Here is a 25251-nt window from a genome sequence, read left to right as displayed (position 1 = left end):
CTCATGCGAAGCGAGCCCGTCGTCCAGGTCCAGGCCCTGGTGAAGCGGTACGGCACGAAGACCGCGGTGGACGGCCTCGACCTGGTGGCCGAGGCGGGCATCACCGCCGTACTCGGCCCCAACGGCGCCGGCAAGACCACCACCGTCGAGACCTGCGAGGGCTACCGCAGACCCGACTCGGGCACCGTGCGCGTCCTCGGCCTCGACCCGGTCCGGGAGGCCGCCGCGCTGCGCCCCCGCATCGGCGTCATGCTCCAGTCCGGCGGCGTCTACTCCGGCGCCCGTGCCGACGAGATGCTCCGCCACGTGGCCCGGCTGCACGCCCACCCCCTCGACGTGGACACCCTCATCGAGCGGCTCGGCCTCGGCAGCTGCGGCCGTACCAGCTACCGGCGCCTGTCCGGCGGCCAGCAGCAGCGGCTCGCCCTCGCCATGGCCGTGGTCGGCCGCCCCGAGCTCGTCTTCCTCGACGAGCCGACCGCCGGCCTCGACCCCCAGGCCCGCCACGCGACCTGGGACCTGGTCCGCGACCTGCGCGACGACGGCGTCTCCGTCATCCTCACCACCCACCACATGGACGAGGCGGAGCAGCTCGCCGACGACGTCGCGATCATCGACACCGGCAGGGTCATCGCCCACGGCACCCCCGACGAGCTGTGCCGGGGCGGCGCCGAGAACACCCTGCGGTTCACCGGCCGCCCCGGACTCGACGTGGCCTCCCTGCTGAAGGCCCTGCCCGCGGACTGCACGGCCGCCGAGCTGACACCCGGCGCCTACCGGGTCACCGGCAAGGTGGACCCCCAGCTGCTGGCGACCGTGACCTCGTGGTGCGCCCAGCACGGAGTGCTGCCGGAGAAGATCTCCGTCGAGCGCCACACCCTCGAAGACGTCTTCCTCGAACTGACCGGCAAGGAGCTGCGCGCATGACCCGGGTTCGCCTCTACGTCGGCCGGGGGTCCGGGGGTCGCCCCCCGGGAGGACACCGTCTCGAACTGACCGGCAAGGAGCTGCGTTCGTGACCACCGCCGGCACCTACACGCCCAAGCCCGGCGCCGCACCCCTGCCCCGCATGATCGGCACGCAGGCGGCGCTGGAGACGAAGATGCTGCTCCGCAACGGCGAGCAGCTCCTGCTGACGGTCGTCATCCCGACGCTCCTGCTGGTGCTGTTCAGCTCGGTCGACGTCGTCGACACCGGCAAGGGCGAGGCGGTCGACTTCCTCGCGCCGGGCATCCTTGCGCTCGCCGTGATGTCCACCGCGTTCACCGGGCAGGCCATCGCCACCGGCTTCGAGCGGCGCTACGGCGTCCTCAAGCGGCTCGCCTCCTCCCCGCTCCCCCGCTGGGGCCTGATGGCCGCGAAGACCGTGTCGGTCCTGGTCACCGAGGTCCTCCAGGTCGTGCTGCTCACGGTGATCGCCTTCGCGCTGGGCTGGTCGCCGCACGGCAACCCCCTCGCCGTGCTGCTCCTGCTCGTGCTGGGCACGGCCGCCTTCTCCGGGCTCGGCCTCCTCATGGCGGGCACCCTGAAGGCGGAGGCGACACTGGCCGCCGCCAACCTCGTCTTCCTGCTCCTGCTGGTCGGCGGCGGGGTCGTCGTGCCGCTCGACAAGTTCCCGTCCGGCGCCCAGGACGTCCTCGGCCTGCTGCCGATCTCCGCGCTCTCCGACGGGCTGCGCGACGTGCTCCAGCACGGGGCGGGCATGCCGTGGGGCGACCTCGGCATCCTCGCCGGCTGGGCCGTCGTGGGCCTCGCCGCGGCGGGCCGGTTCTTCCGCTGGGAGTAGCGATATGCCCGGGTGCGGGGCCCTCGTGAAGACGTGCACAAGCGGCCCCCTACGATGGTGTGCGTGCCAAACGTGACCCGAGCCGACGCGATCAGCGCGGTGCGCAACCCCCTCGCCTTCATCGCCGGACGTTGGACCCCGACGTCCCGGACCGTTCGGCGCGCGGCCCTCGCCGCGCTCGTGATGGCGGTCGTCATCGTGGTCACCGGTGGCGCCGTACGGCTCACCGGCTCCGGCCTCGGCTGCCCGACCTGGCCGAAGTGCACCGACGACTCGCTCACCGCCACGAGCGCGATGGGCTTCCACGGCGCCATCGAGTTCGGCAACCGCATGCTGACGTACGTGCTGTGCGCGGCCGTCGGCTGGGCGATCATCGCCGCCCGCTCGCAGAAGCCGTGGCGGCGCAGCCTCACCCGGCTCGGCTGGGCGCAGTTCTGGATCGTCATGAGCAACGCGATCCTCGGCGGCATCGTCGTCCTGGTCGGCCTCAACCCGTACACGGTCGCCGCCCACTTCCTGCTCTCCACCGCGCTCATCACCGTCGCGGCCCTCATGTGGCAGCGCACCCGCGAGGGCGACGCCGAGGCGCGTCCGCTCGTCGGCAAGTCGGTGCAGCAGCTCGTGTGGTTCCTGGTCGCCGCCGCGGTCCTGCTGATCGCGATCGGCACGGTCGTCACCGGTGCGGGCCCGCACGCCGGCGACTCGAGCGAGGTCGACCGCATGCACGTCGGCTGGGAGAACGTGGCCAAGCTGCACGCCGTGCTGGCCTGGATCGTGGTGACGCTCACCTTCGCCCTGTGGTTCGTGCTCAAGGCGGTCGACGCCCCCAAGGGCCCGCTGCACCGGACCCGCGACCTCTTCCTCGTCCTGCTCGCCCAGGGCGTCATCGGCTATGTCCAGTACTTCACGGACCTGCCCGAGGCGTTGGTGGGCCTCCACATGCTCGGGTCCTGCCTGGTCTGGATCGCGGTGCTGCGCGTCCTGCTCTCGCTGCGGGAACGCCCGGACGTCGCCTGCGACCTGCCCGGCCCCTCGGCGGAGTCGGCACTCACCCGCGCGTGAGCCCCGCGCCGCGGCCCACGCGCGCGTGGGCCGCGGCCTCTCGTCGACGGGCGTGGGCCGTCAGCCGCCCGTGACGGGCTCGTGCGCGGCCACCAGACCGTCGATCGCCGGGCCCAGAAAACTCCGTGTCAGGCCGGCCCGCCGTGCCGCCCACCCGTCGGCCTGCGGCGCCGGGTCGCCGTAGCGCCGCCGCCGGATGTCGTCGACGACGACGCCGGGCGCGCCGAGGTCCGGCAGCAGCTCCAGGGCCTCGCGCTTGGAGATCAGACGCCCGTCCTGCAGCGTGACCGTCGCCCGCGCGAAGGTGACCATGCCGAGGTCGACCCACACGTCCTGCTCCCACCGCCTGGCCTTGTCGAGCGCGGGCCGCCAGAACTCCTTCTGGTCGCGCACGACGAAGGAACGCAGCTCCGCGTCCGGCACGGGCGGCAGCAGTTTTTCGGGCGGCTCACCGTGCAGGACGAGACCGAACGCCTGGAGTTCGCGGCGCGTGACCGGGGTGACCGGCCGCCTCATCAGCCCGTTGTGCGCCCAGGTGACGTGCGACAGTCCCGCGCCGGCCGTGCTGCCGGGGGTCAGATAGCTGCAGTGCAGCTTCACGGCGAGCGGTTCGGCGGTGCGCAGACGCCGGTGCAGCCGGGTCAGTCCGCGCAGCGTGCGCAGCGTGACGGGCCCTTCCAGGACCGCGATCAGGTCGAGGTCGCTGTGCCCTTCCTGGTAGTCGCCCCCGGCCAGCGAGCCGTGCGCCCAGAGGGCGACCGGGGCGAAGGGGCGCAGATCCGTGCGGAAGCGGTCCAGTAACCGGGTGGTGGTGGCGTCGTCGGTCATCCGCACAGTCTGGAGTGCCCGCACCGACCGGTGAAAGGGCGTGGCGCTATTCGACCCCGTAGACCCGCTGCGCGTTGCCCGCGGCGATCAGGCCGGCCACCCGCTGCGCGTCTGCCAGGGACCACGCGCCCTCGGCGACCCAGGTGCCGAGCACCCGCGCCAGCGCGTCACGGAACAACCGGGCGCCCACCACGTGCAGCTCGGGCAGACCGTGCGCGCCGCTGGAGAACAGGAGCTTGCCGAAGGGCGCCAGCTCCAGGATCTCGGACAGGACGGCCGCCGCCCGCGCCCCGGTACGGACCAGGGCGGCGCCGAGGTCCGCGTACACGTGCGGGAAGACACCCGCGAGATGGGCCGCGTGCCGGTGGTACGGGTAGCCGTGCAGCAGGACGAGATCGGTGCCCAGGCCGGCCGTGGCGCGCACGAAGTCCGTGAGCAGGACCGGGTCCGTACGGTCGATGCGCAGGCCCGGTTCGCCGAGGCCGGCGTGGAGTTGCAGGGGCAGGCCCGAGGCGACCGCGATCCACAGCAGATGGCGCAGCAGCACCGGATCGCTGAGCGTCCCGCCCACGCGGCGGCCGGCCAGCCAGCGTCCCGCGGCGCCCCGCACCTCCCCGGGGCCGGGCGGTTCCGGCGCGAGCGACAGACCGTGCCGCACTCCGGCCACGGAGGTGAAGGCCACCGCGTTCCCGGCGGCGCCGTGGACGGACTCGGCGAGATTGGCGAGAAAGGACTCGACGGTGCCGGAGGTGTCGGCGACCTGCTCGGCGAGCAGCTCGAGCCGGACGATCTCGTGCGCCCGGGCGGCGCCCGCGGAGGCCATCTCGCCGGGCCCGGTGAGGTCGCCGGGCAGTCCGGTGTCCACGAGATAGGTCGTGATGCCGCTGCCGCGCAGCAGTCTGCGGCCCGACTCCAGCACGCCGAGCTCGCGCCGCCGCGCGAGATAGCGGGCCGGCGGGCAGTGCGGTTCCAGGCCCAGTAGCGGTGGACACCAGCGGCGTACGGCGAAGCCCGTCTGGGTGTCGAAGAAGGTGGTGCCGGGGGCCGGCGGCCCCTCGGTCCGGGCAAGGTGGGCCTCGAACGTGCCGAGGCCCAGCTCCGTCCGCAGTACGCCGTGGCAGTACTGGTCCACGAGGGACGGCGTTTCGATCATCCGGACTCCCGCGACTGGACCGTGTCTTCTCAGGTCCTAACGGGTGAACCGGGTGTCAGGTGTTGCTCTCGCACACCCCGTACGAACGGTCGACGGTTGTCAGCCGTTACTCGGTCCGCCGACCTGGATGCCCGCCATCCGCGTCCACTCGTACCGGCCGGTCCTCACCTTGGCGGCGAACTCCCCGTCGAACTCCTCGTGGACGGTGATCCCGGCCTTCTGCACGGCCTGCTCGGCGATGGCGTAGGTGGGTGCCACGAGGTCGCCCCAGTTGCCGTCCTCGCCGACGAGGACGATCCGGGCGCCCTTCTGCCCGATGTACGCGACCTGTCCCTCGGCCCCGCCGTGCTCCTTGGAGAACGCGGAGATCCGCTGGGCGAGCTTGGCCGCCTTGCGCTCGGCCTTGGCGTCCTGGGCGGCGCCGGTGCTCTCGTCAACCTGCTGCGTGTCTGCCATGGCCAGGATGCTACCGACGGGTAGATCAAACAGCGACGGGTGGGGTGCGTGGCCTTGGCCACGCACCCCACCCATGGTGTGTCGTCAGTGGGGAATCAGCGCAGGAAGGGGTCGACCGCGACGGCGACGAAGAGGATCGAGACGTAGGTGATGGACCAGTGGAACAGGCGCATCTCCTTGAGCTTCGCGCCCGTCACCTCGGCCTTGGCACGGTTCTGCAGACCGTGCGCCTCCCAGAGCCAGAAACCGCCGGCGGCGAGGGCCACCGCGGTGTAGAACCAGCCGGTGTAGCCGAGCGGGGTCAGGAGCAGGGAGACCACGACCATCACCCAGCTGTAGATGACGATCTGGCGGGCGACCACCTTGTTGCTGGCGACGACCGGCAGCATCGGCACGCCCACGCGCGCGTAGTCCTCCTTGACCTTCATGGACAGCGGCCAGTAGTGCGGCGGCGTCCAGAAGAACATGACGAGGAAGAGGATGACCGGCGCCCACGACATGGAGTTCGTGACGGACGACCAGCCGATGAGCACCGGCAGACAGCCCGCGATGCCGCCCCACACGATGTTCTGCGACGTACGGCGCTTGAGGATCATCGTGTAGACGACGACGTAGAAGAGGAGCGCGCCGAGCGACAGCCATGCCGACAGCCAGTTGACGGTCAGGCCGAACAGGAGCGTCGAGACGACCGCCAGCGTGATGCCGAAGGCCAGGCACTCGCGGGGGCTGACCATGCCGGTGACCAGCGGGCGCTGCGAGGTGCGCTCCATCAGGGCGTCGATGTCACGGTCGATGTACATGTTCAGCGCGTTGGCGCCGCCCGCGGAGAGATAGCCGCCGAGGCAGGTGAGGAGCACCAGCTTCAGGTCGGGCACACCCTGCTGGGCCAAGAACATCACCGGAACGGTGGTGATCAGCAGCAGTTCGATGATGCGCGGCTTGGTCAGCGCCACGAACGCTTTCACGCGGGCCCCGAACGGCCGCCGGCCTCGGCTGCTGCTCGACTCGAGCTCCCCCACGGCCTTGAGGGCGCGGGAGGTGCCCACACCCGCTGGACGGGATTCGACGGCCGTCACGCACACCCCTGACAGAGACATCCCAGCAAGCCTCCCCGTGTGAAGTCCCGGTAAAGGCTCGCGCGTACCACGCCACTGTAGACGTTGCCCAGACCCCGACATTCGCGGGGGTGGGGTCGTGTTGGGCGGCGCCGCTGGAAGAGCCGAGCGGCACTCGATTGAGCACTCGGACGAGCGGCTCCGTATTCAGTTGCCTGACACGGATCGGACCAGTCGGGAGGCGGATCCCGAAGAGTCCCGGCAGTCTGGAATGACTCGAAAAAACGCACGTACTTACGGGGGTAGGCTCGACAACGCCGGTGGGCGCCCAGTGCACCGGTATTCGACATGCGTGACATGTGGAGAGGAGCCCTGACCCAGGGTGAGCACCAAGCCGACCACCACAGACCTGGACTGGACCGAGCTGGACCAGCGGGCCGTGGACACCGCCCGCGTCCTGGCCGCCGATGCCGTACAGAAGGTCGGCAACGGCCATCCCGGTACGGCGATGAGCCTGGCTCCGGCCGCGTACACCCTCTTCCAGAAGGTGATGCGACACGACCCCGCGGACCCCGAGTGGGTCGGGCGAGACCGGTTCGTGCTGTCCGCGGGCCACTCGTCCCTGACGCTCTACACGCAGCTGTACCTGGCCGGCTTCGGCCTCGAGCTGGAGGACCTGGAGTCCTTCCGCACCTGGGGCTCCAAGACCCCCGGCCACCCGGAGTACGGGCACACGAAGGGCGTCGAGACGACGACCGGTCCGCTCGGCCAGGGTGTCGCCAACGCCGTGGGCATGGCGATGGCCTCCCGCTACGAGCGCGGCCTGTTCGACCCTGACGCCGCGCAGGGCGAGTCGCCCTTCGACCACTTCATCTACTGCATCGCCGGTGACGGCTGCCTTCAGGAGGGCATCTCCGCCGAGGCGTCCTCGATGGCCGGCCACCAGGAGCTCGGCAACCTGATCCTGCTGTGGGACGACAACCACATCTCGATCGAGGGCGACACGGAGACCGCGGTCTCCGAGGACACGGTCAAGCGGTACGAGGCGTACGGCTGGCACGTGCAGCGCGTGGCCCCGAAGCCGGACGGCGACCTGGACCCGCACGCGATCTACAACGCCATCGAGGCCGCGAAGAAGGTCACCGACAGGCCGTCGTTCATCGCGATGCGCTCGATCATCGCCTGGCCCGCCCCGAACGCGCAGAACACCGAGGCGGCGCACGGCTCGGCGCTCGGCGCCGACGAGGTCGCGGCCACCAAGCGCGTCCTGGGCTTCGACCCGGAGAAGTCGTTCGACGTCTCCGAGGAGGTCCTCGCCCACACGCGCGGGGCGCTCGACCGGGGCCGTGAGGCCAAGGCCGAGTGGGAGAAGGGCTTCGCCGCCTGGCGTACCGCCAGCCCGGAGCGCGCGGCCGAGTTCGACCGCATCTCCGCGGCCGAGCTGCCGGCGGGCTGGGAGGAGAAGCTCCCGGTCTTCGAGGCGGGCAAGGGTCTGGCCACGCGTGCCGCGTCCGGCAAGGTCCTCCAGGCGCTCGGCGCCGTCATCCCCGAGCTGTGGGGCGGCTCCGCCGACCTCGCCGGCTCGAACAACACGACCATCGACAAGACGTCGTCGTTCCTGCCGGCGGACAATCCGCTGCCGGAGGCGAACCCGTACGGCCGCACGATCCACTTCGGTATTCGTGAGCATTCGATGGCCGCGGAGATGAACGGAATCACGCTGCACGGCAATACCCGTGTGTACGGCGGTACGTTCCTCACCTTCTCCGACTACATGCGCAACTCGGTGCGCCTTTCCGCGCTGATGCACCTGCCGGTCACGTACGTGTGGACGCACGACTCGATCGGTCTGGGCGAGGACGGCCCGACCCACCAGCCGGTCGAGCACATCGCCTCGCTGCGCGCCATCCCGGGTCTGAACGTCGTCCGTCCCGCGGACGCGAACGAGACCGCGATCGCGTGGCGCGAGATCCTCAAGCGCTACACGAAGGTGTTCGGCAAGGGCGCCCCGCACGGCCTGGTGCTGACCCGCCAGGGCGTGCCGACGTACGAGCCGAACGAGGGTGCCGCCAAGGGCGGTTACGTGCTGTTCGAGGCCGAGGGCGGCACGCCCGAGGTCATCCTGATCGCCACCGGTTCCGAGGTGCACGTCGCGGTGGAGGCGCGCGAGCAGCTCCAGGCCGCGGGCGTGCCGACGCGGGTCGTGTCCATGCCGTCGGTGGAGTGGTTCGACGAGCAGGACCAGGGGTACCGGGACAGCGTCCTGCCGCCGTCGGTGAAGGCGCGGGTCGCGATCGAGGCGGGTATCGGTCTGACGTGGCACCGGTTCGTCGGGGACGCCGGCCGCATTGTTTCGCTGGAGCACTTCGGTGCTTCGGCCGACGGCAAGGTGCTCTTCCGCGAATACGGTTTCACTGCCGAGAACGTCGCCTCCGCAGCACGGGAATCGATCGCCGCAGTCCAGCGCTGACGCTGAAATACGACACGTAGGAGATGCAATTTCCATGACAGACGCACTCAAGCGCCTCTCCGAGGAAGGCGTCGCGATCTGGCTGGACGACCTGTCGCGCAAGCGGATCACGTCCGGCAATCTCGCCGAACTGATCGACCAGCAGCACGTCGTGGGCGTCACCACCAACCCGTCGATCTTCCAGAAGGCGATCAGCAGCGGCGACGGTTACGAGCAGCAGCTCGCGGACCTCGCCGCCCGCAAGGTGACCGTCGAAGAAGCGATCCGCATGATCACGACGGCGGACGTCCGCGACGCCGCCGACATCCTGCGCCCGGTCTTCGACGCGACGGGCGGCCAGGACGGCCGGGTGTCGATCGAGGTCGACCCGCGTCTGGCGCACAACACGAAGGCGACCGTCGCCGAGGCCAAGCAGCTGGCCTGGCTGGTGGACCGTCCCAACACCCTGATCAAGATCCCGGCCACCAAGGCGGGCCTCCCGGCGATCACCGAGACGATCGGCCGGGGCATCAGCGTCAACGTCACGCTGATCTTCTCGCTGGAGCGCTACCGCGAGGTGATGGACGCCTACATCGCCGGCCTGGAGAAGGCCCGCGAGCGGGGTCTGGACCTGTCGAAGATCCACTCCGTGGCGTCCTTCTTCGTGTCCCGCGTGGACACCGAGATCGACAAGCGCATCGACGCGCTGGGCACCGACGAGGCCAAGGCCGCGCGCGGCAAGGCCGGCGTCGCCAACGCGCGGCTCGCCTACCAGGCGTACGAGGAGGTCTTCTCCTCCGACCGCTGGGCTGCCCTGGACAAGGCGCAGGCCAACAAGCAGCGTCCGCTGTGGGCCTCCACCGGCGTCAAGGACAAGGCGTACAAGGACACCCTGTACGTGGACGAGCTGGTGGCGCCGAACACGGTGAACACCATGCCGGAGGCCACTTTGCTGGCCACCGAGGACCACGGGCAGATCAGGGGCAACGCGATCGCCGGCACGTACGAGCAGGCCCGCGCCGAACTCGACGCGGTCGAGAAGCTCGGGATCTCGTACGACGACGTGGTCCAGCTCCTGGAGGACGAGGGCGTCGAGAAGTTCGAGGCGTCCTGGAACGACCTGCTCAAGTCGACCGAGGCGGAGCTTGAGCGCCTCGCCCCGTCGGAGGGCTGAAACCTTGTCGAGCAGCAATCCGCTGCGTGACCCCGCAGACCGACGGCTCCCGCGTATCGCGGGGCCGTCGGGCCTGGTCATCTTCGGCGTCACGGGCGATTTGTCACGCAAAAAGCTGATGCCCGCGGTGTACGACCTCGCCAACCGGGGTCTGCTGCCGCCGGGCTTCTCGCTCGTCGGCTTCGCACGCCGCGAGTGGGCCCACGAGGACTTCGCCCAGGAGGTCCACGACGCCGTCAAGGAGCACGCCCGCACGCCCTTCCGCGAGGAGGTCTGGCAGCAGCTGGTCCAGGGCATGCGCTTCGTGCAGGGCACCTTCGACGACGACGACGCCTTCGAACGGCTGCGCTCCACGATCGAGGAGCTCGACAAGGCACAGGGCACGGGCGGCAACTTCGCCTTCTACCTGTCGGTGCCGCCGAAGTCGTTCCCCGTGGTGATCCAGCAGCTGAAGAAGCACCGGCTCGCCGACCAGGAGAACGGTTCCTGGCGACGCGCGGTCATCGAGAAGCCCTTCGGCCACGACCTCAAGTCGGCCGAGGAGCTCAACAAGGTCGTCCACGAGGTCTTCGCCCCGGACCAGGTCTTCCGTATCGACCACTACCTGGGCAAGGAGACGGTCCAGAACATCCTGGCGCTGCGGTTCGCCAACACGATGTTCGAGCCGATCTGGAACCGGTCCTTCGTCGACCACGTGCAGATCACGATGGCCGAGGACATCGGCATCGGCGGCCGGGCCGGCTACTACGACGGCATCGGCGCGGCCCGGGACGTCATCCAGAACCATCTGCTCCAGCTGATGGCGCTGACCGCCATGGAGGAACCCGCCTCCTTCGACGCCGACGCGCTGGCCGCGGAGAAGACCAAGGTCCTCGGCGCGGTGCGGCTGCCCAAGGACCTGGGGAAGCACACCGTGCGCGGGCAGTACGCGGGCGGCTGGCAGGGTGGCGAGAAGGTCATCGGCTACCTCCAGGAAGACGGCATCGACGCCAAGTCGAAGACCGACACGTACGCGGCGGTCAAGCTGGGCGTGGACAACCGCCGCTGGGCGGGCGTCCCCTTCTACCTGCGCACCGGCAAGCGTCTGGGCCGTCGCGTCACCGAGATCGCGGTCGTCTTCCAGCGCGCCCCGCACTCGCCCTTCGACACCACGGCCACCGAGGAACTCGGGCAGAACGCGATCGTCATCCGCGTGCAGCCGGACGAGGGCGTCACGGTCCGCTTCGGCTCGAAGGTCCCCGGCACCTCGATGGAGATCCGGGACGTGTCCATGGACTTCGCCTACGGCGAGTCGTTCACGGAGTCCAGCCCGGAGGCCTACGAGCGTCTGATCCTGGACGTGCTGCTCGGCGACTCGAACCTCTTCCCGCGCACCGAGGAGGTCGAGCTGTCCTGGAAGATCCTCGACCCGATCGAGGAGTACTGGGACCGGCACGGCAAGCCCGCGCAGTACCCGTCGGGCACCTGGGGTCCGTCCGAGGCCGACGAGATGCTCGCACGAGACGGACGGAGCTGGCGCCGGCCATGAAGACGGACCTCACGGACACCACGGCCAGCAAGATCAACAAGGCGCTGGTGCAGGGTCGCCGTGCCATCGGCACGCCGGCCGTCGGCATGGTGCTCACCCTCGTCATCGTCACCGACGAGGAGAACGCCTACGACGCTCTGAAGGCCGCGAACGACGCCTCGCGCGAGCACCCCTCGCGCACCCTGGTCGTCATCAAGCGGGTCTCGCGCTCCCCCCGCGACCGCACCAAGTCACGGCTCGACGCCGAGGTGCGGCTCGGGGCGGAGGCGGGGACCGGTGAGACGGTGGTGCTGCGCCTGTACGGCGAGGTCGCCGACCACGCCGACTCCGTGGTCCTGCCGCTGCTGCTGCCGGACGCGCCGGTCGTCGTGTGGTGGCCGGTCAACGCGCCGCTGGACCCGGCCAAGGACCCGTTGGGCGCGCTCGGCCAGCGCCGGGTGACGGACACCTACGCGGCCGAGTCGCCGGTACGGGAGCTGAGCGCCCGCGCCGACGCGTACACCCCCGGCGACACGGACCTGTCGTGGACCCGCATCACGCCCTGGCGCTCGATGCTGGCCGCGGCCCTGGACCAGGTCACCTGCGAGGTGGAGGCCGTGGAGGTGGAGGGCGAGGAGTTCAACCCGAGCTGCGAGCTGCTCGCCATGTGGCTGGCCAACCGCCTCGACGTGCCCGTCACGCGCTCCCTGTCCTCCGGTCCCGGCCTCACCGGCGTCCGGCTGGGCACGAGTTGCGGCCCGATCGTCCTGGACCGCGCCGACGGCACCCTGGCGACCCTGTCCATCCACGGGCAGCCCGACCGAGCGGTGGCGCTCAAGCGCCGCGACACCTCCGAGCTGATCGCGGAGGAGCTGCGCCGTCTCGACCCGGACGACACGTACGCCGCGGCGCTCCGCTACGGGGTGGACCGGCTGAACGTGGACGGCGCGGCCGACGAGGGAGTCCCTGCCGCGGCCGGGACCACCACGAAGGCGCCCGCCGCCAAGGCGCCGGCGGCCAAGGCTCCGGCCAGGAAGCCCGGCTCGGCCGCGGCGAAGAAGGCCACCGCCAAGAAGGCCCCGGCGAAGAAGGCGGCAGCCGAGTGAGTACTCCCCAGCTCGTCGTGCACCGCGACAAGGAGCTGATGGCCCAGGCCGCCGCGGCCCGGCTGATCACGAAGGTGGTGGACGCGCAGGCCTCCCGCGGCTACGCGTCGGTGGTGCTCACGGGCGGCCGCAACGGCAACGGGCTGCTCGCGGCGCTCGCCGCCGCGCCCGCCCGGGACGCCGTCGACTGGGGCCGCATCGACCTGTGGTGGGGCGACGAGCGGTTCCTGCCCGAGGGCGACCCGGACCGCAACGACACCCAGGCCCGTGCGGCGCTCCTCGACTCGGTGCCGCTGGACCCGGCCCGGGTGCACCCGATGCCCACGTCGGACGGCCCGTACGGCGCCGACGCGGACGCGGCGGCGGAGGCGTACGCCGCCGAGCTCGCCAAGGCGGCGGGGCCGGAGAACCACGGTGCGGTGCCGACGTTCGACGTCCTCATGCTGGGCGTCGGGCCCGACACCCATGTGGCCTCGCTCTTCCCTGAGCTGCCCGCGGTGCGGGAGACGGAGCGGACGGTGGTCGGCGTGCACGGCGCGCCCAAGCCGCCACCGACCCGGATCTCGCTGACCCTGCCCGCGATCAGGTCCGCGCGCGAGGTGTGGCTGCTGGCCGCCGGCGAGGACAAGGCGCAGGCCGCTGCCATCGCGCTCTCGGGAGCGGGTGAGATCCAGGCCCCGGCCGCCGGGGCTCACGGCCGCTCCCGCACGCTGTGGCTCCTGGACGCGGCGGCCGCCTCGCAGCTGCCGCGCTCGCTGTACCCGCCGGCTTCGGCGTGACACGGGGGCGGCGGAGGGGTTCGAACCCCTCCGCCGCCCCCGTCGGTCGAGTGACCCGCGACCGGGTCACTTGACCGACCCGGCCATCACCCCCTGCACGAAGTGCCGCTGGAAGGCGAAGAACACGACCACCGGCACCACCAGCGACAGGAACGCGCCGGGCGCGAGCACATCGATGTTGCTGCCGAACTGCCTTATCTGGGACTGGAGTTCCACAGTCAGTGGCTGCGAGGAGCTGTCGGCGAAGAGCAGCGCGACGAGCATGTCGTTCCACACCCACAGGAACTGGAAGATCGCCAGGCTGGCGATCGCCGGGCGGCCGACCGGCAGGACGAGCCGCGTGAAGATGCGCCACTCGGTGCCGCCGTCCATGCGAGCCGCCTCCAGCATCTCCCGCGGCATCTCGGCGAAGTAGTTCCGCAGCAGGAAGATGGCGAACGGCAGCCCGTAGGAGACGTGGAAGAGGACGACTCCGGGGATCGTGCCGAACAGCCCCAGCTGGCCGAAGAGTTTGGCCACCGGCAGCAGACCGATCTGCACCGGCACCACCAGCAGGGCCACCACGAGCAGGAAGAGCGGCTCGCGGCCGGGGAACTCCAGCCAGGCGAAGGCGTATCCGGCGAGTGCGGCGATGACGACGACGAGGAACGTGGCCGGGACCGAGATCAGTACCGTGTTCCAGAAGGCCTGCGTCATGCCCGCGTTGCCGAGCAGCGCCGAGTAGTTGTCGAAGGACAGCCGGCCCGGTTCGGCCAGTGCGGTCCACCAGCCGCCCTTCGCGGTGTCCTGGGCGGATCGCAGCGAGGACAGGAACAGCCCGGCGAGCGGGGTGAGCCAGATCAGCCCCACCACCACGAGGAACGCCTGCACCAGGCTGTTGCCGAGCCCTCGCCTGAGCGCGTTCATCGTTGACTCCCTCGGAAGCGGCGGACGTTGAAGACCATGGCGGGGATGACGAGGAGCAGGAGCAGCACGCCGAGCGCGCTGCCCAGCCCCTGGTCGTTGCCCCCGCCGAAGGACACCAGCCACATCTGGGTCGCGAGCACGGTGGCGTCCTCCTGCACCGGGCCCGGCGCGATGATGTAGACGAGGTCGAAGACCTTCATCACATTGATCACGAGGGTCACGAAGACCACGGTGAGGACGGGCCCGAGGAGCGGCACGGTGATCCGGCGGAAGACCTGCCACTCGTTCGCGCCGTCCATCCGCGCCGCCTCCAGCGCGTCGCGCGGCAGCGAGGCGAGGCCCGCGCCGATCAGCACCATGGCGAATCCGGTCCAGATCCACAGGTAGGCGCCGATGATGGCGGGGGTGACGAGCGCGGGACCCAGCCAGGAGATCCCGTCGTACGGCGGGGCGAAGTTCGACGCCGGCAGCCGCAGGGCGTACGAGCCGGAGTCCAGGCCGCCGAAGCGGAAGGAGCCGTCGGCCGCCGTGGTGGCGCTCGCGACCGTCCTCCCGTCGCGCACGGCCTCGACCTCGATGCCGGGCAGTCCGCTCTCCTGCCGGTCGACCTTGCCCTGCTCCCCTCCCCCGCCGCGCGTGAAGTCCAGGTAGACGACGCCGCGCAGTTCGTCCGGAGCGGCCTTCCGCGCGGCCGCCGGATAGGCGGGCCGTGCGTCCCCGGGCAGGTCGTCGGCGAGGACCCCGACCAGTCCGAGGTCGACCGCGTGACCGGGCGACGCTGCGGCGGTCGTGCGGTAGGAGCCGTCGGCCCCCTTGGTCAGGCCCTGGCCGTCGCGGGCACGGGCGGTCGGGTACGACGAGGTGCCCTTGAAGGCGTCGTGCACCGAGACGACGGCCGCGTTCAGGACGCCCTTGTCGGGGTCCTCGTCGTAGGCGAGCCGGAAGATGATGCCCGCGGCGAGGAAGGAGACCGCCATCGGCATGAAGAGCAGCAGCTTGAAGGCCGTGGCCCAGCGGACCTTCTCGACCAGCACGGCGAGGATCAGGCCGAGGGCCGTCAGCAGCGCCGGCGCCACGACCACCCAGATGGTGGTGTTGCGGATGGCCTTGATCGTGGCGGGGTCGTGGAACATCGCGCTGTAGTTGTGGCCACCCACGAACCGGGTGCCCGAGGCGTCGAAGAAGCTGCGCCCCACGGAGAACAGCACCGGGTAGACGACCAGGGCGCCGAGCATGAGCAGCGCCGGGAAGACGAACGCGATCGCGATGATCCGGCCGCGACGGCGGGCCCGGCGCCTGCGGTCGGCCATGCCGACGGGCGGGGGGCTCGCCTCTTTCAGGAGCGTGGCGGTCACGTCGATCAGCCCTGGTACGCCTTGGCCGCCGCGCTCTCCAGAGCGGCCGCGGTGCCCTTGGGGTCGGACGGGTCGCGCAGGAAGTCCTGGAGGATCTTCCACTCACCCGTGCCCTTGGTGCCGCCGAACGCGGCGGGGGCCTGGTCGGACATGTCGAAGCGGACCGAATCCCCCGCGGTGACCAGCGACTTGGCGGTCTCACGGGTGACGTCGTCGCCGTAGGAGGCGAGGTCGAGCTTCTTGTTCGGGGAGAGGAAGCCGCCCGCCTCGGCCCAGACGGCGGACGCCTCGGGGGTCGCCAGGTACTCCAGGAACTTCTGGGCTGCCTTCTGGTTCTTGCCGTCCTTGAGCACGACGGCCGCGTCGCCACCGCTGACCACGGGCGCCTTGCCGCCGCCGACCGCGGGGAAGGGGAAGAAGTCGGCGTCCTCGCCGATCTTCTTGCCGAACTGGTCCTTCGCGACGCCGGCCACGAAGTCGCCCTCGTACACCATGCCCGCCGCGGGCTTGGGTCCGAAGACCTTCTCCACGGAGCCGGGGAAGTCGGTGTTCAGCGCCTCCTTCTGGCCCCCGGCTATGAGCTGCTTGTCCTTGAACAGCTTGCCGAGGGTGGTGAGCGCCTCGACGACGGTCGGATCGGTCCACTTGATCTTGTGCGCGGCCAGCGCGTCGTACTTCTCGGGTCCGGCCTGCGAGAGGTAGATGTTCTCGAACCAGTCGGTGAGGGTCCAGCCGTCCTGTCCGGCGACGGAGAAGGCCGCGAGGCCCGACTCGGAGACGGTGTGCCCGGCCTTCAGCATCGCGTCGTACGTCGTCGGCGGCTTGACGCCGGCCTGGTCGAGGGCGTCGGGGCTGTACCAGACGGTCGACTTGTGCGCGGCCTTGAAGTACAGCCCGTACAGAGTGCCGTCGACGCTGCCGTAGTTCTTCCACACGCTCGCGTAGTTGGCGTCCACGGCCTGCTCGGTCTTCTGGGACAGCGGCCTGAGCCAGCCCTTCTTCGCGAACTGCTGGAGCACACCGACCTGCGGGACCATGACCACGTCCGGGGCGTTGCCGCCCTCGATCTTGCTGCCGACGACGGTGGAGACGTTGTCGCCGGTGGAGGTGAACTGGGTCTTGGCGCCGGTCTTCTCGCTGAAGGCGTCGAGGACCTTCTGGAAGTTCTTCTGTTCGCTGCCGGACCAGACACCGGCCACGGAGATCGTCTGTCCGCTCAGCGACTTGCCGCCGCCGGCGGAGACGGGGCCGCCGCCGCACGCGGTCGCGCCGAGGGCCAGGGCGAGGGTGGTGCAGCTCGCGAGCAGGGTCGTACGTCGTCGCATCATCGTTGATGTCCCTTCGAGGGCAGGAGGATTGACGTGCGTGCAAAGAGCAGGCGACTCAGGGGTTGGTGCAGTCGCTGATCCACCAGGCGGCCGTCGAACCGGGCAGGACGCCGGGCGCGCAGGGACCGCTGGACAACAGGGGGGTGCCGGAGACCGGCGCGGAGGTGGGCGCCGTACCGAAGTTGACGGCGCAGACGAGGCCGTCGCCGCGGACGAAGCCGAGGACGCCGGGCGGTGTCTCCAGCCAGCGCAGCGTGCCCTCGCCCAACTGGGGCAGTCCGGCGCGCAGTTGGAGACCGTCGCGATAGAGGTGCCAGAAGGAGCGGGTGTCGGCGAGGGCGCGGTCGGTGGCGTACTCGGCGAAGTAGGCGGGCTGCGGCAGCCAGGGCTTGGCGCCCTCGACACCGGAGGTGAAGCCGAAGGGCGAGGCGGCGCCCGACCAGGGCAGGGGCACACGGCAGCCGTCGCGGATGCGGGCGCGGCTCCCGGTGCGGCGGTAGATCGGGTCGGTGAGCACGTCGTCCGGCAGGTCGACGACCTCGGGGAGCCCGAGTTCCTCGCCCTGGTAGATGTACGCGGCTCCGGGCAGGGCCAGCATCAGCAGCGCGGCGGCGCGGGCCCGGGCGGCGCCCAGGCCGCTCCCCTCGGTGGTGGGTTCGCCGTAGCGGGTGACCGTGCGGACCTGGTCGTGGTTGTTGAGCACCCAGGTGACCGTGGAACCGGTGCCGGCGATGTCCTGCATGGCCTCGGAGACGACCTTGCGGAAGGCGTCGGCGTTCCAGGGGGCGCTGAGCAGGTCGAAGAAGAAGGCCTGGTGCAGCTCGTCGTGGCGCACGTACTCGGCGTGCTCACGGGCCGTCGGCACGGAGACCTCGCCGACCAGCAGCCGCTCGTGGCCGTCGCGGGCGGTGTACTCCTCGCACACCGACCGCCAGTGGCGCCATACGTCGTGCACCTCGGGCTGGTTCCAGGCGAGCGGGTTGACCGAGTCGCGGGTACGGGCGTCGGCCTCGGGGTCGGGCGAGTCGGGCAGATCGGGGTGCTTGAAGAGACCGGCGGCGACGTCGATGCGGAACCCGTCGACACCCCGGTCGAGCCAGAACCGCAGGACGTGCTCGAAGTGGGCGCCGACCTCGGGGTTGCGCCAGTTCAGGTCGGGCTGTTCGGGCGTGAACATGTGCAGGTACCACTGGCCCGGGGTGCCGTCCCGCTCGGTGGTCCGGGTCCAGGCGGGACCGCCGAACATGGCGTGCCAGTTGTTGGGCGGTTCGGCCCCGTCCGGTCCGCGGCCCTCGGCGAAGTGGAAGCGGGCGCGCGCCCGGCTGCCGGGCGCCGCGTCCAGCGCCTGCCGGAACCACGGGTGTTCGCTGGAGCAGTGGTTGGGGACGATGTCGAGGAGGACCTTGACGCCGAGCCGCCGGGCGTCCGTCATCAGCAGGTCGAACTCGGCGAGGTCGCCGAACAGCGGGTCCACGTCGCAGTAGTCGGCGACGTCGTAGCCGTGGTCGTGCTGCGGCGAGGGGTAGAAGGGGCTCAGCCAGATGCCGTCGACCCCGAGCTTCTTCAGGTAGGGAAGTCCGGCCCGGACCCCGGCGAGATCGCCTATGCCGTCCCCGGTGCTGTCCAGGAAGCTCCGGACGTACACCTGGTAGATCACTGCGTCGCGCCACCAGCGGTGCGTGTTGAGCGTCACCCGTTGACCTGTCTGTGCGTGCCTACGGTTATGCATGCATGTTAAGTAGGCGTGTCGCGAGGGTGTCAACGAAGAGGCGCAAGCTACTGAGAAGTTGGCCCTGGATATGCGGACTTATTCGGGCATCCGGAGACAGGTTGAGACCTTGGCGTTACTTAACAAGTAACTAGCGCTGGGAGATGGCGGCCAGCTCCCGCGCCAGCCGGCGCACCGCGCTCTCGGGGGTCTGGTGCCCGGTCAGCGCGTCCTGCACGACGGCCTGCACCACCAGGCTGACCTGGTCGTAGTGCGGGCTCTTGGGGCGCGGGGAGGCCGTCTCCACGGCGGCGCGCAGCGTCGGCAGGTAGGGGAACCGCCGGATCAGTTCGGGGTCGTCGTAGAGCGAGGCGCGGACGGGCGGCAGCGCGCCGCGGGTCAGGACCTGGCGCTGGACGCGCTCACCGGTCAGGTACGCGATCAGCCGTGCGGCCGAGTCGGGATGCCGGGCATGGGTGTTGACGGCCAGGTTGGACCCGCCGAGAACACTCCTGCCGGGACCGTCCGGTCCGGGCAGCGGTACGGCGCCGACCTTGCCGGCCACCTCGGAGCCCTTGGCCGAGGCGGCGACGTACGCGTAGGGCCAGTTCCGCAGGAAGAGCAGCCGGCCGTCCTGGAAGGCCTGCTTGGACTCCTCCTCCTTGTACGTCAGCGCCCGCTGCGGGATCCAGCCCTCGCGCACCCCGCGCGCGAGGAAGCCGATGCCCTCGCGGGCCGCGTCGGAGTTCACCGTGACCCGGGTGCCCTCGCCCCCGAGGATCGTGCCGCCCGCCGAGTACACCGCCTCGGCCGCGTTGACGGTGAGGCCCTCGTAGGGCAGGAACTGGCCCGCGTAGCCGTCGAGTCCGTACTTCGGTGCGATGGTTTTCGCGTCCCGCTCCAGTTCGGCCCAGGTGCGCGGCGGCGGGACTCCCTCCTTGGCCAGCACGTCCTTGCGGTACAGGAGCAGCCCGGCGTTGGTGACGTACGGGACGGCGTACAACTGCCCGTCGTAGGTGGCCGTGTCGGTCACCGGGTCCAGGAAGGTCTTCAGCGGGAAGCGGTCGCGCGGCAGCGGCCGGATCCAGCCCGCCGCCGCGAACTCGGAGGTCCAGCTGACGTCGATGTTGAGGACGTCGAAGCGGCTGCGGTCGCCGCCGCGCAGGTCGGTGGTCATCTGCGCGTGGGTCTCGTCCGCGGAGTCCGGCAGCTCGACGAGGGTGACCTTCTCACCGGGGTGGGTGCGGTTCCAGCCGTCGAGCAGCGGCCCCAGGTAGCCGGTGAGGTCCCCCGCGGTGGCCAGGGTGAGCGGGCCGCGACCCGGGCCGCGACCTCCGTCGGCCCGCGCCCCGGAGGCGACGTAACCGGTCAGGACGACAGCCATCACCAGGAGGCCCCTACCGGCGGCATGCATCCACCGCATAGGTTCCTCCCTGTACACCGGCGCCGGGCACCTTCGCCCGGAGTCAGAGGCCATGTATACCTGTTAGGTATGGGCGATACTAGGGCCTGCGGCACATTACAAGGATCCGAGGAGGAGAGCACGAGTGCGGCTGCCCCTCCTGGCCCTGCTGGCGCGTGGCCCGGCGCACGGCTATGAGCTCAAGCAGGACCTTGAGCAACTGCTGGGCTCCGCGTACCCTCAGCCGAACGTCGGCCAGGTCTATGTGACTCTCGGCCGCCTGGAGAAGTCGGGCCTGATCGAGGGCGAGGAAGTCGAGCAGTCGAGCCGGCCGAACAAGAAGATCTATCACCTCACCGACGCCGGGCGTGAGGCGCTGCGCGCCTGGTACGAGGAGACGGCGGACGAGCCGCGCGTCCGGGACGAGTTCTTCATGAAGCTCGCGCTCGCACCGCAGACCGGTCTCGCCGACCAGATCGCCCTGATCAACAAGCAGCGGCGCCAGTACCTGAACACCATGCGCAATCTGTCGAAGCTCGCCGCGGCCGAGAACCGGGACAACCGCATCTCCCAGTTGCTCATCGAGGGGGCCATGCTCCATCTGCAGGCCGACCTCGACTGGCTGGAGCGCTGCCAGGAGGAGCTGGAATGAACGCCGCCGATCCCGTTCCCGGGCCGCGCACCACGAGCGACCCGGTTCCGCTGCTGCGGGCCGAGGGCCTGGTCAAGACGCACTACGGCGAGGGCGCCCCCGCCCATGCCGTGCGCGGTGTGGACCTCGCCGTGCGCAAGGGCGAGTTCGTGGCGGTCACCGGCCCGTCCGGCGCCGGGAAGTCGACCCTGCTGCATCTGCTCGGCGGGCTCCAGCGCCCGGACGCCGGCAGCATCTGGCTGGACGGCGAGTGCGCCGACGGGTACGGCGAGGCCCGCTGGGCCGTGGAGCGCCGACGCCGCATCGGCATCGTCTTCCAGTTCTTCAACCTCGTCTCCAACCTGTCGGTCGCCGACAACGTGGAACTGCCCGCCCTGCTCGCCGGGGTCTCCCCCCGGCAGGCCCGCGCCGAACGCGAGCTGCTGCTGGACGAGCTGGGCCTCGAGGACAAGGAACGCAGCATGCCGGGCGAGCTGTCCGGCGGCGAGCAGCAGCGCGTGGCACTCGCCCGCGCCCTGGTCAACCATCCGCCGCTGCTGCTCGCCGACGAGCCGGCCGGCAGCCTCGACAGCAAGGGCACCCGCGAGGTGACCCGGCTGCTTTCCCGCTTCCACCAGCGGGGCCAGACCATCGTGCTCGTCACCCATGACGCCCGCCTCGCGAGCGCCGCGGACCGGGTGATCAGTTTCTTCGACGGCCGCATCGCCGACGACGCGGAGCTCGGCGGCGCTCCCTCGCGCGCGCCGGGCATATCCGGCGTGCTGGAACTGAAGGACTGAGCCGTCGTGCGAGCCACCCTGCGCTGGGCTCACGCCGATCTGCGCACACATCGCGGCGAGGCGCTGTTCATCGTCCTCGCCACCGCGGGCATCGTCGCCTCCCTGCTGCTGGCCGCCGCCCTCTTCGGATACGCGACCAACCCGTGGCAGCGCGTCTTCACCCAGTCGCAGGGCGCGCACGTGTGGATCCACACCGGTCCCTCCGCCGACCCGCGCAGACTCGCGGAGGTGGACGGCGTCACGTCCGTGGCGGGCCCCTATCCGACGGCCGGCGCCACCCTTGAGTCGCGCGGCACCCGCGCCTCCGTGGAGCTGCGCGGCACCGTCGAGCCTCCCGCCGTCGGCCGACCGCTGCTCACCGCGGGCCGCTGGCTCGACGTCGGCGCGCCGGACGGCGTGGTGCTGGAGAGCAGCCTCGCCCGGGCGCTGTGGGCGGAGCCCGGCGACGTCCTCACCCTGCCCGGCACGTCGCGGACCCTGACCGTCCGGGGCGTCGCCGACAGCGCCGAGCCCCGCTACAGCCCCGGGGAACGACCGGGTCTCGTCTGGGCGCTCCCCTCGGCGCTGCCGCGCACCACCGGCGGCCAGGTGACAGGGCTGCGGCTGACCGATCCCGAGGACACGGACTACGCCGTCCAGCGCGCCGTCACCCTGCTCGGCACCGGAGCGGTCACCGAGGTCTCCGCCTGGCAGCAGGCGCGGGCCGAGGCGCAGGGCGACAACCGGCTGCTCGGCCAGGTCCTCGGCCTGTTCGGGCTGGGTGCCCTGGTCGCCGCCGGTCTCGCCGTGCACGGCGCGATCGGCACCCGGGTGCGCGGCCACCTCCGCGACATATCGGTCCTGAAGGCCATCGGGTTCACCCCCGGCCAGGTGGTGCGGATCTTCCTGCTCCAGCACGTGGCGTTCGCCCTGCTGGGCGCCGTGCTCGCGGCGGCGCTCACCGAGGGCCTGGGCAGCCGGATCCCCGGACGCCTCGGGGACGCGGTCGGCGTGTGGCAGGGACTGCCGGGATACACGGCGGCGCTGTTCGCGGTGCCGGTCGCCGCTGTGTTGTTCATCGCCGCGACGACCGGGCTCGCGGCATGGCGGGCCGGCCGGGTGCCTCCGGTTCCGGGACTGCGCGCCGCGGCACCGCTCGGCGGGCGGCTCTCGGGACTGGCACGCGGGGCGCTCGGGCTGCGGCTGCCGTCGGCCCTGGTCCTGGGCTGGCACAAGGCGTTCACCCGGCGGCTCCGCTCGCTGGCCACCGTCGCCCGGCTGGCGCTGCCACTGCTGCTCATCGTGGTGGCCATGAGCGCCTGGACGACCATGGACCGCTTCCACAGCGATCCCGAGCAGATCGGTCTCGCCGCCGGTCTCACCGTGCGGGCCGACGACAGTCTGAGCGAGCCCGGTGTCCGGGCCCTGCTGGCCCGCAATCCGCAGGTCACCGCCGTCCACCCGGGCGTCGAGGTGGCCGCACTGGCCCCCGGCCAGACGGGCACGATCGCGCTGCGCGGGCTCGGCACGCATGAGCACCCCTACCCGTTCTCCCTCGCGGAGGGGCGCCTCCCGAGCGGCCCCGACGAGGCCGTGGCGGGCCAGGGGCTGCTGGATCTGCTGGACGTGCGGGTCGGTGTCTGGATCCGGATGATGGTGGGCGACCGCCCGCAGATCCTGCACATCGTGGGGCGCAGCATCGAGCCGGAGAACAGCGGACGGGTCATCTCCACCTCGATGGACTCGCTGCGCGAGAACGACCCGGAGCTGCGGCCGAGCCTCTATCTGCTCCAGCTGCGTCAGGGCGCCGACCAGCACCGTGTCGCCGCCGCGCTGACCGCGTCCGGGCACGGGCACATCGACGTGCACGCGGTGACGAACCCGGCCGACGGGCTGTCGCCGCTGCGTGCGGTCGTCGCGGGGCTGATCGCCGTACTGGCGCTGATCGGTCTCATCGAACTGCTCACCGCCATCGGCGGGACCGTGCGCGAGGGCGAGCGGGATCTGCTGGCGCTGAAGGCGATCGGGCTGACCCCGCGGCAGATCACCGCGGTCACGGTGACGGCCACCGGATGCACCGCACTGGCCGCCGTCGTCGTCGGCACGGCGCTGGGGCTGCCTCTCGCGCACTGGCTGATCGACGCCCAGGGCAGGTCCAGCGGTATCGGCGCCGGCATCGCGCGGGGACCGTCCCCCGTCCTGCTGGTGCTGTTCGGCGTGGCCGCCGTCCTGGGCGCCGCGGCCCTCGCCGCCCTGCCCGCCGCCCGCGCCGCCCGCAGACGGCTGGCGGACACGCTGAGCGCGGTGTCCTGAGCACGGTCAGGACCCGGACGCCCCAGGGCCGTAGGGATACGGGTGCGGGTTGTGCGGCGTCCCCGGCGTGTAGGGGTTGCCCTGCGGGTTCGGCGTGTAGGGGCTGCCCTGCGGGTTCGGCACGTACGGGTGTCCCTGAGGCGGGAACGGCACGTAAGGGGACCCGTGAGGCGGATGCGGCGCGTACGGCCGGCCGGGCGGCGGTGCGAACCCGCCGGGCGGTGGGTACGCGGGCGGCTGCGCGGGGCGCGGCGTCGGCAGCGTCGCGGGATGCGCGCCCAGCCGGATCCCGTACCGGCGGCGCAGCCGGCTCATCTCCAGCACCGCGATGGCCGTGACCGTCACCGGCGCGCCCAGGATGAAGACGATGCCCATCGTGAGGCTGAGCCCGTGCAGATCACCGGTGACCAGGTCGGGGATGGCCATCAGCCAGGTCGTCACCGTGGCCAGCAGCGGCGGCAGACAGCGGTGCACGGCGGCGGAGCCGAAGAAGTTCCCCGACACCTGCACCGCGCCGTACGCCACGACGCCGGTCAGCCACATGGCCGACAGGCCGACCACGAGCAGCGCGGCCATGCCGAGCGAGGTGGACAGCTGCCACAGGAAGACCGTGAAGACCACCGTGCCGATGAAGAACAACAGCAGCTTGAGCGAGTTGAACAAGGGGGTCCTGAGCTGGCGCACGGTTCCCGTGCGCCGCCACACGAAGAGCATCACGCCCACGGTCAGAGGCGTGATGAACAGCAGCACGGCGGACGCCGTGAGCATGTTCTCCAGCACTTCCGTGAAGTCGAACCTGCCCTGCACGAAGGTGTACACACCGAAGGCGGCGATCGCTCCCGCGATGACGCGTACGCGCTTGAGCCGGTCCACGGACGGGTCGAGGGACTCCGGGATCCACGCCGGGTGGAACAGCGCCTTCGCCACCTGCTTGGGCTGGAGGACCGACCTGGCCGACAGCCGCTCGCTCGTCCAACGTGCACGCGTGCCGGCCAACTTCTGCTCCCCCGAGTCGTCGCCTGCATGATCGCCCGGGGATTCTACGGGAAGCGGACGGACTCCCGCCGCCCGCTTCCCGCGATCCGGTGTGCCCTACCGTCCGCGCAGCTCGCGGTACTTGGCGACGAGAGCCTGCGTCGACGCGTCCNTGTGTTCGTAGAGGGCGATCAACTGGCCCAGGACGGAGGGGGTGAGTTCCCGCGCGAGGATGGTGGTGGTGGGGTGGTTGCCGCGGAACGTCTTGTGCGGCACCAACTCCTCGGGCACGCCCTCGGCGCGGACCTCGTCGGGCGTCTTGCCGAAGGCGAGCGCCTGGGTCTGCGCGAAGAAGTTCGCCATCAACAGGTCGTGCTGGGCGACCAGACCGGGCTGAAGGTCCTCCACCGGGTCGGCGAAGCCGATGAAGTCGGCGGGGATGAGCTTGGTGCCCTGGTGGATGAGCTGGTAGTAGGCGTGCTGGCCGTTGGTGCCGGGG

The 25251-nt window shown here is 71.1% G+C and carries 21 protein-coding genes and 1 pseudogene; 11 read left to right on the top strand and 11 right to left on the bottom strand.

From position 1 onward, the window contains the following. Window positions 1-3 precede the first annotated feature (3 nt). The 3 genes from ABEB03_RS24025 to ABEB03_RS24015 all read left to right on the top strand — a co-directional run bounded on the left by ABEB03_RS24025 (window position 4) and on the right by ABEB03_RS24015 (window position 2848). Window positions 4-927 (top strand): ABC transporter ATP-binding protein, encoded by a 924-nt coding sequence (locus ABEB03_RS24025; RefSeq protein ID WP_345653083.1) that lies wholly within the window; start codon window positions 4-6, stop codon window positions 925-927. Window positions 928-1069: 142 nt separating this feature from the next. Beyond that, entirely contained in the window at window positions 1070-1786 is a 717-nt protein-coding gene (locus ABEB03_RS24020; RefSeq protein WP_257004661.1) for an ABC transporter permease, read from the top strand. Window positions 1787-1840: 54 nt separating this feature from the next. Further along, window positions 1841-2848, top strand: a complete 1008-nt coding sequence (locus ABEB03_RS24015) for a COX15/CtaA family protein (RefSeq protein ID WP_345653079.1) — start codon at window positions 1841-1843, stop codon at window positions 2846-2848. Window positions 2849-2908: 60 nt separating this feature from the next. On the opposite strand, the gene ABEB03_RS24010 is transcribed toward ABEB03_RS24015, so the two are convergent. From ABEB03_RS24010 to ABEB03_RS23995, 4 genes are all read right to left on the bottom strand, one after another. Beyond that, window positions 2909-3676: a nucleotidyltransferase domain-containing protein gene (locus ABEB03_RS24010; RefSeq protein WP_345653077.1), complete on the bottom strand. Its 768-nt coding sequence runs from the start codon at window positions 3674-3676 to the stop codon at window positions 2909-2911. A 46-nt stretch (window positions 3677-3722) separates the two neighbouring features. Beyond that, window positions 3723-4829 (bottom strand): amidohydrolase family protein, encoded by a 1107-nt coding sequence (locus tag ABEB03_RS24005; protein ID WP_345653075.1) that lies wholly within the window; start codon window positions 4827-4829, stop codon window positions 3723-3725. 99 nt (window positions 4830-4928) lie between these two features. Continuing rightward, complete coding sequence (locus ABEB03_RS24000; RefSeq protein WP_095933526.1) at window positions 4929-5285, bottom strand: hypothetical protein; 357 nt, start codon at window positions 5283-5285, stop codon at window positions 4929-4931. Window positions 5286-5380: 95 nt separating this feature from the next. Further along, complete coding sequence (locus ABEB03_RS23995; RefSeq protein ID WP_345653300.1) at window positions 5381-6367, bottom strand: heme o synthase; 987 nt, start codon at window positions 6365-6367, stop codon at window positions 5381-5383. Between the two features lie 355 nt (window positions 6368-6722). Between ABEB03_RS23995 and tkt the strand changes: the two genes are divergently transcribed. The 5 genes from tkt to pgl are packed head-to-tail and all read left to right on the top strand — an operon-like array spanning window position 6723 to window position 13355. Beyond that, window positions 6723-8810, top strand: coding sequence for a transketolase (tkt, locus tag ABEB03_RS23990; RefSeq protein WP_345653071.1), 2088 nt, complete (start codon window positions 6723-6725; stop codon window positions 8808-8810). A 34-nt stretch (window positions 8811-8844) separates the two neighbouring features. Then, window positions 8845-9963, top strand: coding sequence for a transaldolase (gene tal, locus ABEB03_RS23985; RefSeq protein WP_345653068.1), 1119 nt, complete (start codon window positions 8845-8847; stop codon window positions 9961-9963). Window positions 9964-9967: 4 nt separating this feature from the next. Further along, window positions 9968-11491 (top strand): glucose-6-phosphate dehydrogenase, encoded by a 1524-nt coding sequence (gene zwf / locus ABEB03_RS23980; RefSeq protein WP_345653065.1) that lies wholly within the window; start codon window positions 9968-9970, stop codon window positions 11489-11491. Then, entirely contained in the window at window positions 11488-12576 is a 1089-nt protein-coding gene (gene opcA, locus ABEB03_RS23975; protein WP_345653062.1) for a glucose-6-phosphate dehydrogenase assembly protein OpcA, read from the top strand. Before zwf ends, opcA begins: the two co-directional genes overlap by 4 nt. Continuing rightward, window positions 12573-13355: a 6-phosphogluconolactonase gene (gene pgl / locus ABEB03_RS23970; RefSeq protein ID WP_028803423.1), complete on the top strand. Its 783-nt coding sequence runs from the start codon at window positions 12573-12575 to the stop codon at window positions 13353-13355. Before opcA ends, pgl begins: the two co-directional genes overlap by 4 nt. Before the next feature lie 66 nt (window positions 13356-13421). Here the strand turns inward: pgl and ABEB03_RS23965 are convergent, their stop codons facing one another. The 5 genes from ABEB03_RS23965 to ABEB03_RS23945 form a co-directional block, all read right to left on the bottom strand. Continuing rightward, window positions 13422-14261 (bottom strand): carbohydrate ABC transporter permease, encoded by an 840-nt coding sequence (locus ABEB03_RS23965; RefSeq protein ID WP_095933532.1) that lies wholly within the window; start codon window positions 14259-14261, stop codon window positions 13422-13424. After that, a complete protein-coding gene (locus ABEB03_RS23960; RefSeq protein ID WP_345653057.1) occupies window positions 14258-15616 on the bottom strand; it encodes an ABC transporter permease subunit in 1359 nt (452 codons plus the stop codon). Before ABEB03_RS23960 ends, ABEB03_RS23965 begins: the two co-directional genes overlap by 4 nt. Before the next feature lie 5 nt (window positions 15617-15621). After that, window positions 15622-16944 carry an ABC transporter substrate-binding protein gene (locus ABEB03_RS23955; protein ID WP_345653055.1) on the bottom strand — a complete coding sequence of 441 codons (1323 nt, stop codon included), beginning with the start codon at window positions 16942-16944 and terminating at the stop codon, window positions 15622-15624. A 55-nt stretch (window positions 16945-16999) separates the two neighbouring features. Then, complete coding sequence (locus tag ABEB03_RS23950) at window positions 17000-18673, bottom strand: glycoside hydrolase family 13 protein (RefSeq protein ID WP_345653052.1); 1674 nt, start codon at window positions 18671-18673, stop codon at window positions 17000-17002. Window positions 18674-18803: 130 nt separating this feature from the next. After that, a complete protein-coding gene (locus ABEB03_RS23945; protein WP_345653049.1) occupies window positions 18804-20075 on the bottom strand; it encodes an ABC transporter substrate-binding protein in 1272 nt (423 codons plus the stop codon). 124 nt (window positions 20076-20199) lie between these two features. Between ABEB03_RS23945 and ABEB03_RS23940 the strand changes: the two genes are divergently transcribed. The 3 genes from ABEB03_RS23940 to ABEB03_RS23930 are packed head-to-tail and all read left to right on the top strand — an operon-like array spanning window position 20200 to window position 23777. After that, window positions 20200-20706 (top strand): PadR family transcriptional regulator, encoded by a 507-nt coding sequence (locus ABEB03_RS23940; protein ID WP_028803429.1) that lies wholly within the window; start codon window positions 20200-20202, stop codon window positions 20704-20706. Continuing rightward, the gene (locus ABEB03_RS23935; RefSeq protein WP_345653046.1) at window positions 20703-21485 is read left to right on the top strand and encodes an ABC transporter ATP-binding protein; all 783 of its coding nucleotides are present in this window, start codon (window positions 20703-20705) and stop codon (window positions 21483-21485) included. The genes ABEB03_RS23940 and ABEB03_RS23935 overlap by 4 nt, the downstream gene beginning before the upstream one ends. 6 nt (window positions 21486-21491) lie before the next feature. Continuing rightward, window positions 21492-23777: an ABC transporter permease gene (locus tag ABEB03_RS23930; RefSeq protein WP_345653044.1), complete on the top strand. Its 2286-nt coding sequence runs from the start codon at window positions 21492-21494 to the stop codon at window positions 23775-23777. A 6-nt stretch (window positions 23778-23783) separates the two neighbouring features. Here the strand turns inward: ABEB03_RS23930 and ABEB03_RS23925 are convergent, their stop codons facing one another. Both ABEB03_RS23925 and ABEB03_RS23920 read right to left on the bottom strand, forming a co-directional pair. Next, a complete protein-coding gene (locus ABEB03_RS23925) occupies window positions 23784-24773 on the bottom strand; it encodes a hypothetical protein (RefSeq protein ID WP_345653042.1) in 990 nt (329 codons plus the stop codon). Window positions 24774-24869: 96 nt separating this feature from the next. After that, window positions 24870-25251 (bottom strand): annotated as a pseudogene (locus ABEB03_RS23920) (glucose-6-phosphate isomerase); the annotation flags it as partial.

The organism is Streptomyces siamensis (assembly GCF_039543605.1).
Taxonomy (GTDB): Bacteria; Actinomycetota; Actinomycetes; order Streptomycetales; family Streptomycetaceae; genus Streptomyces; species Streptomyces siamensis.
The sequence above is the reverse complement of the archived record's forward strand: the minus strand, read 5'-3'. Positions and strand labels throughout refer to the sequence as shown.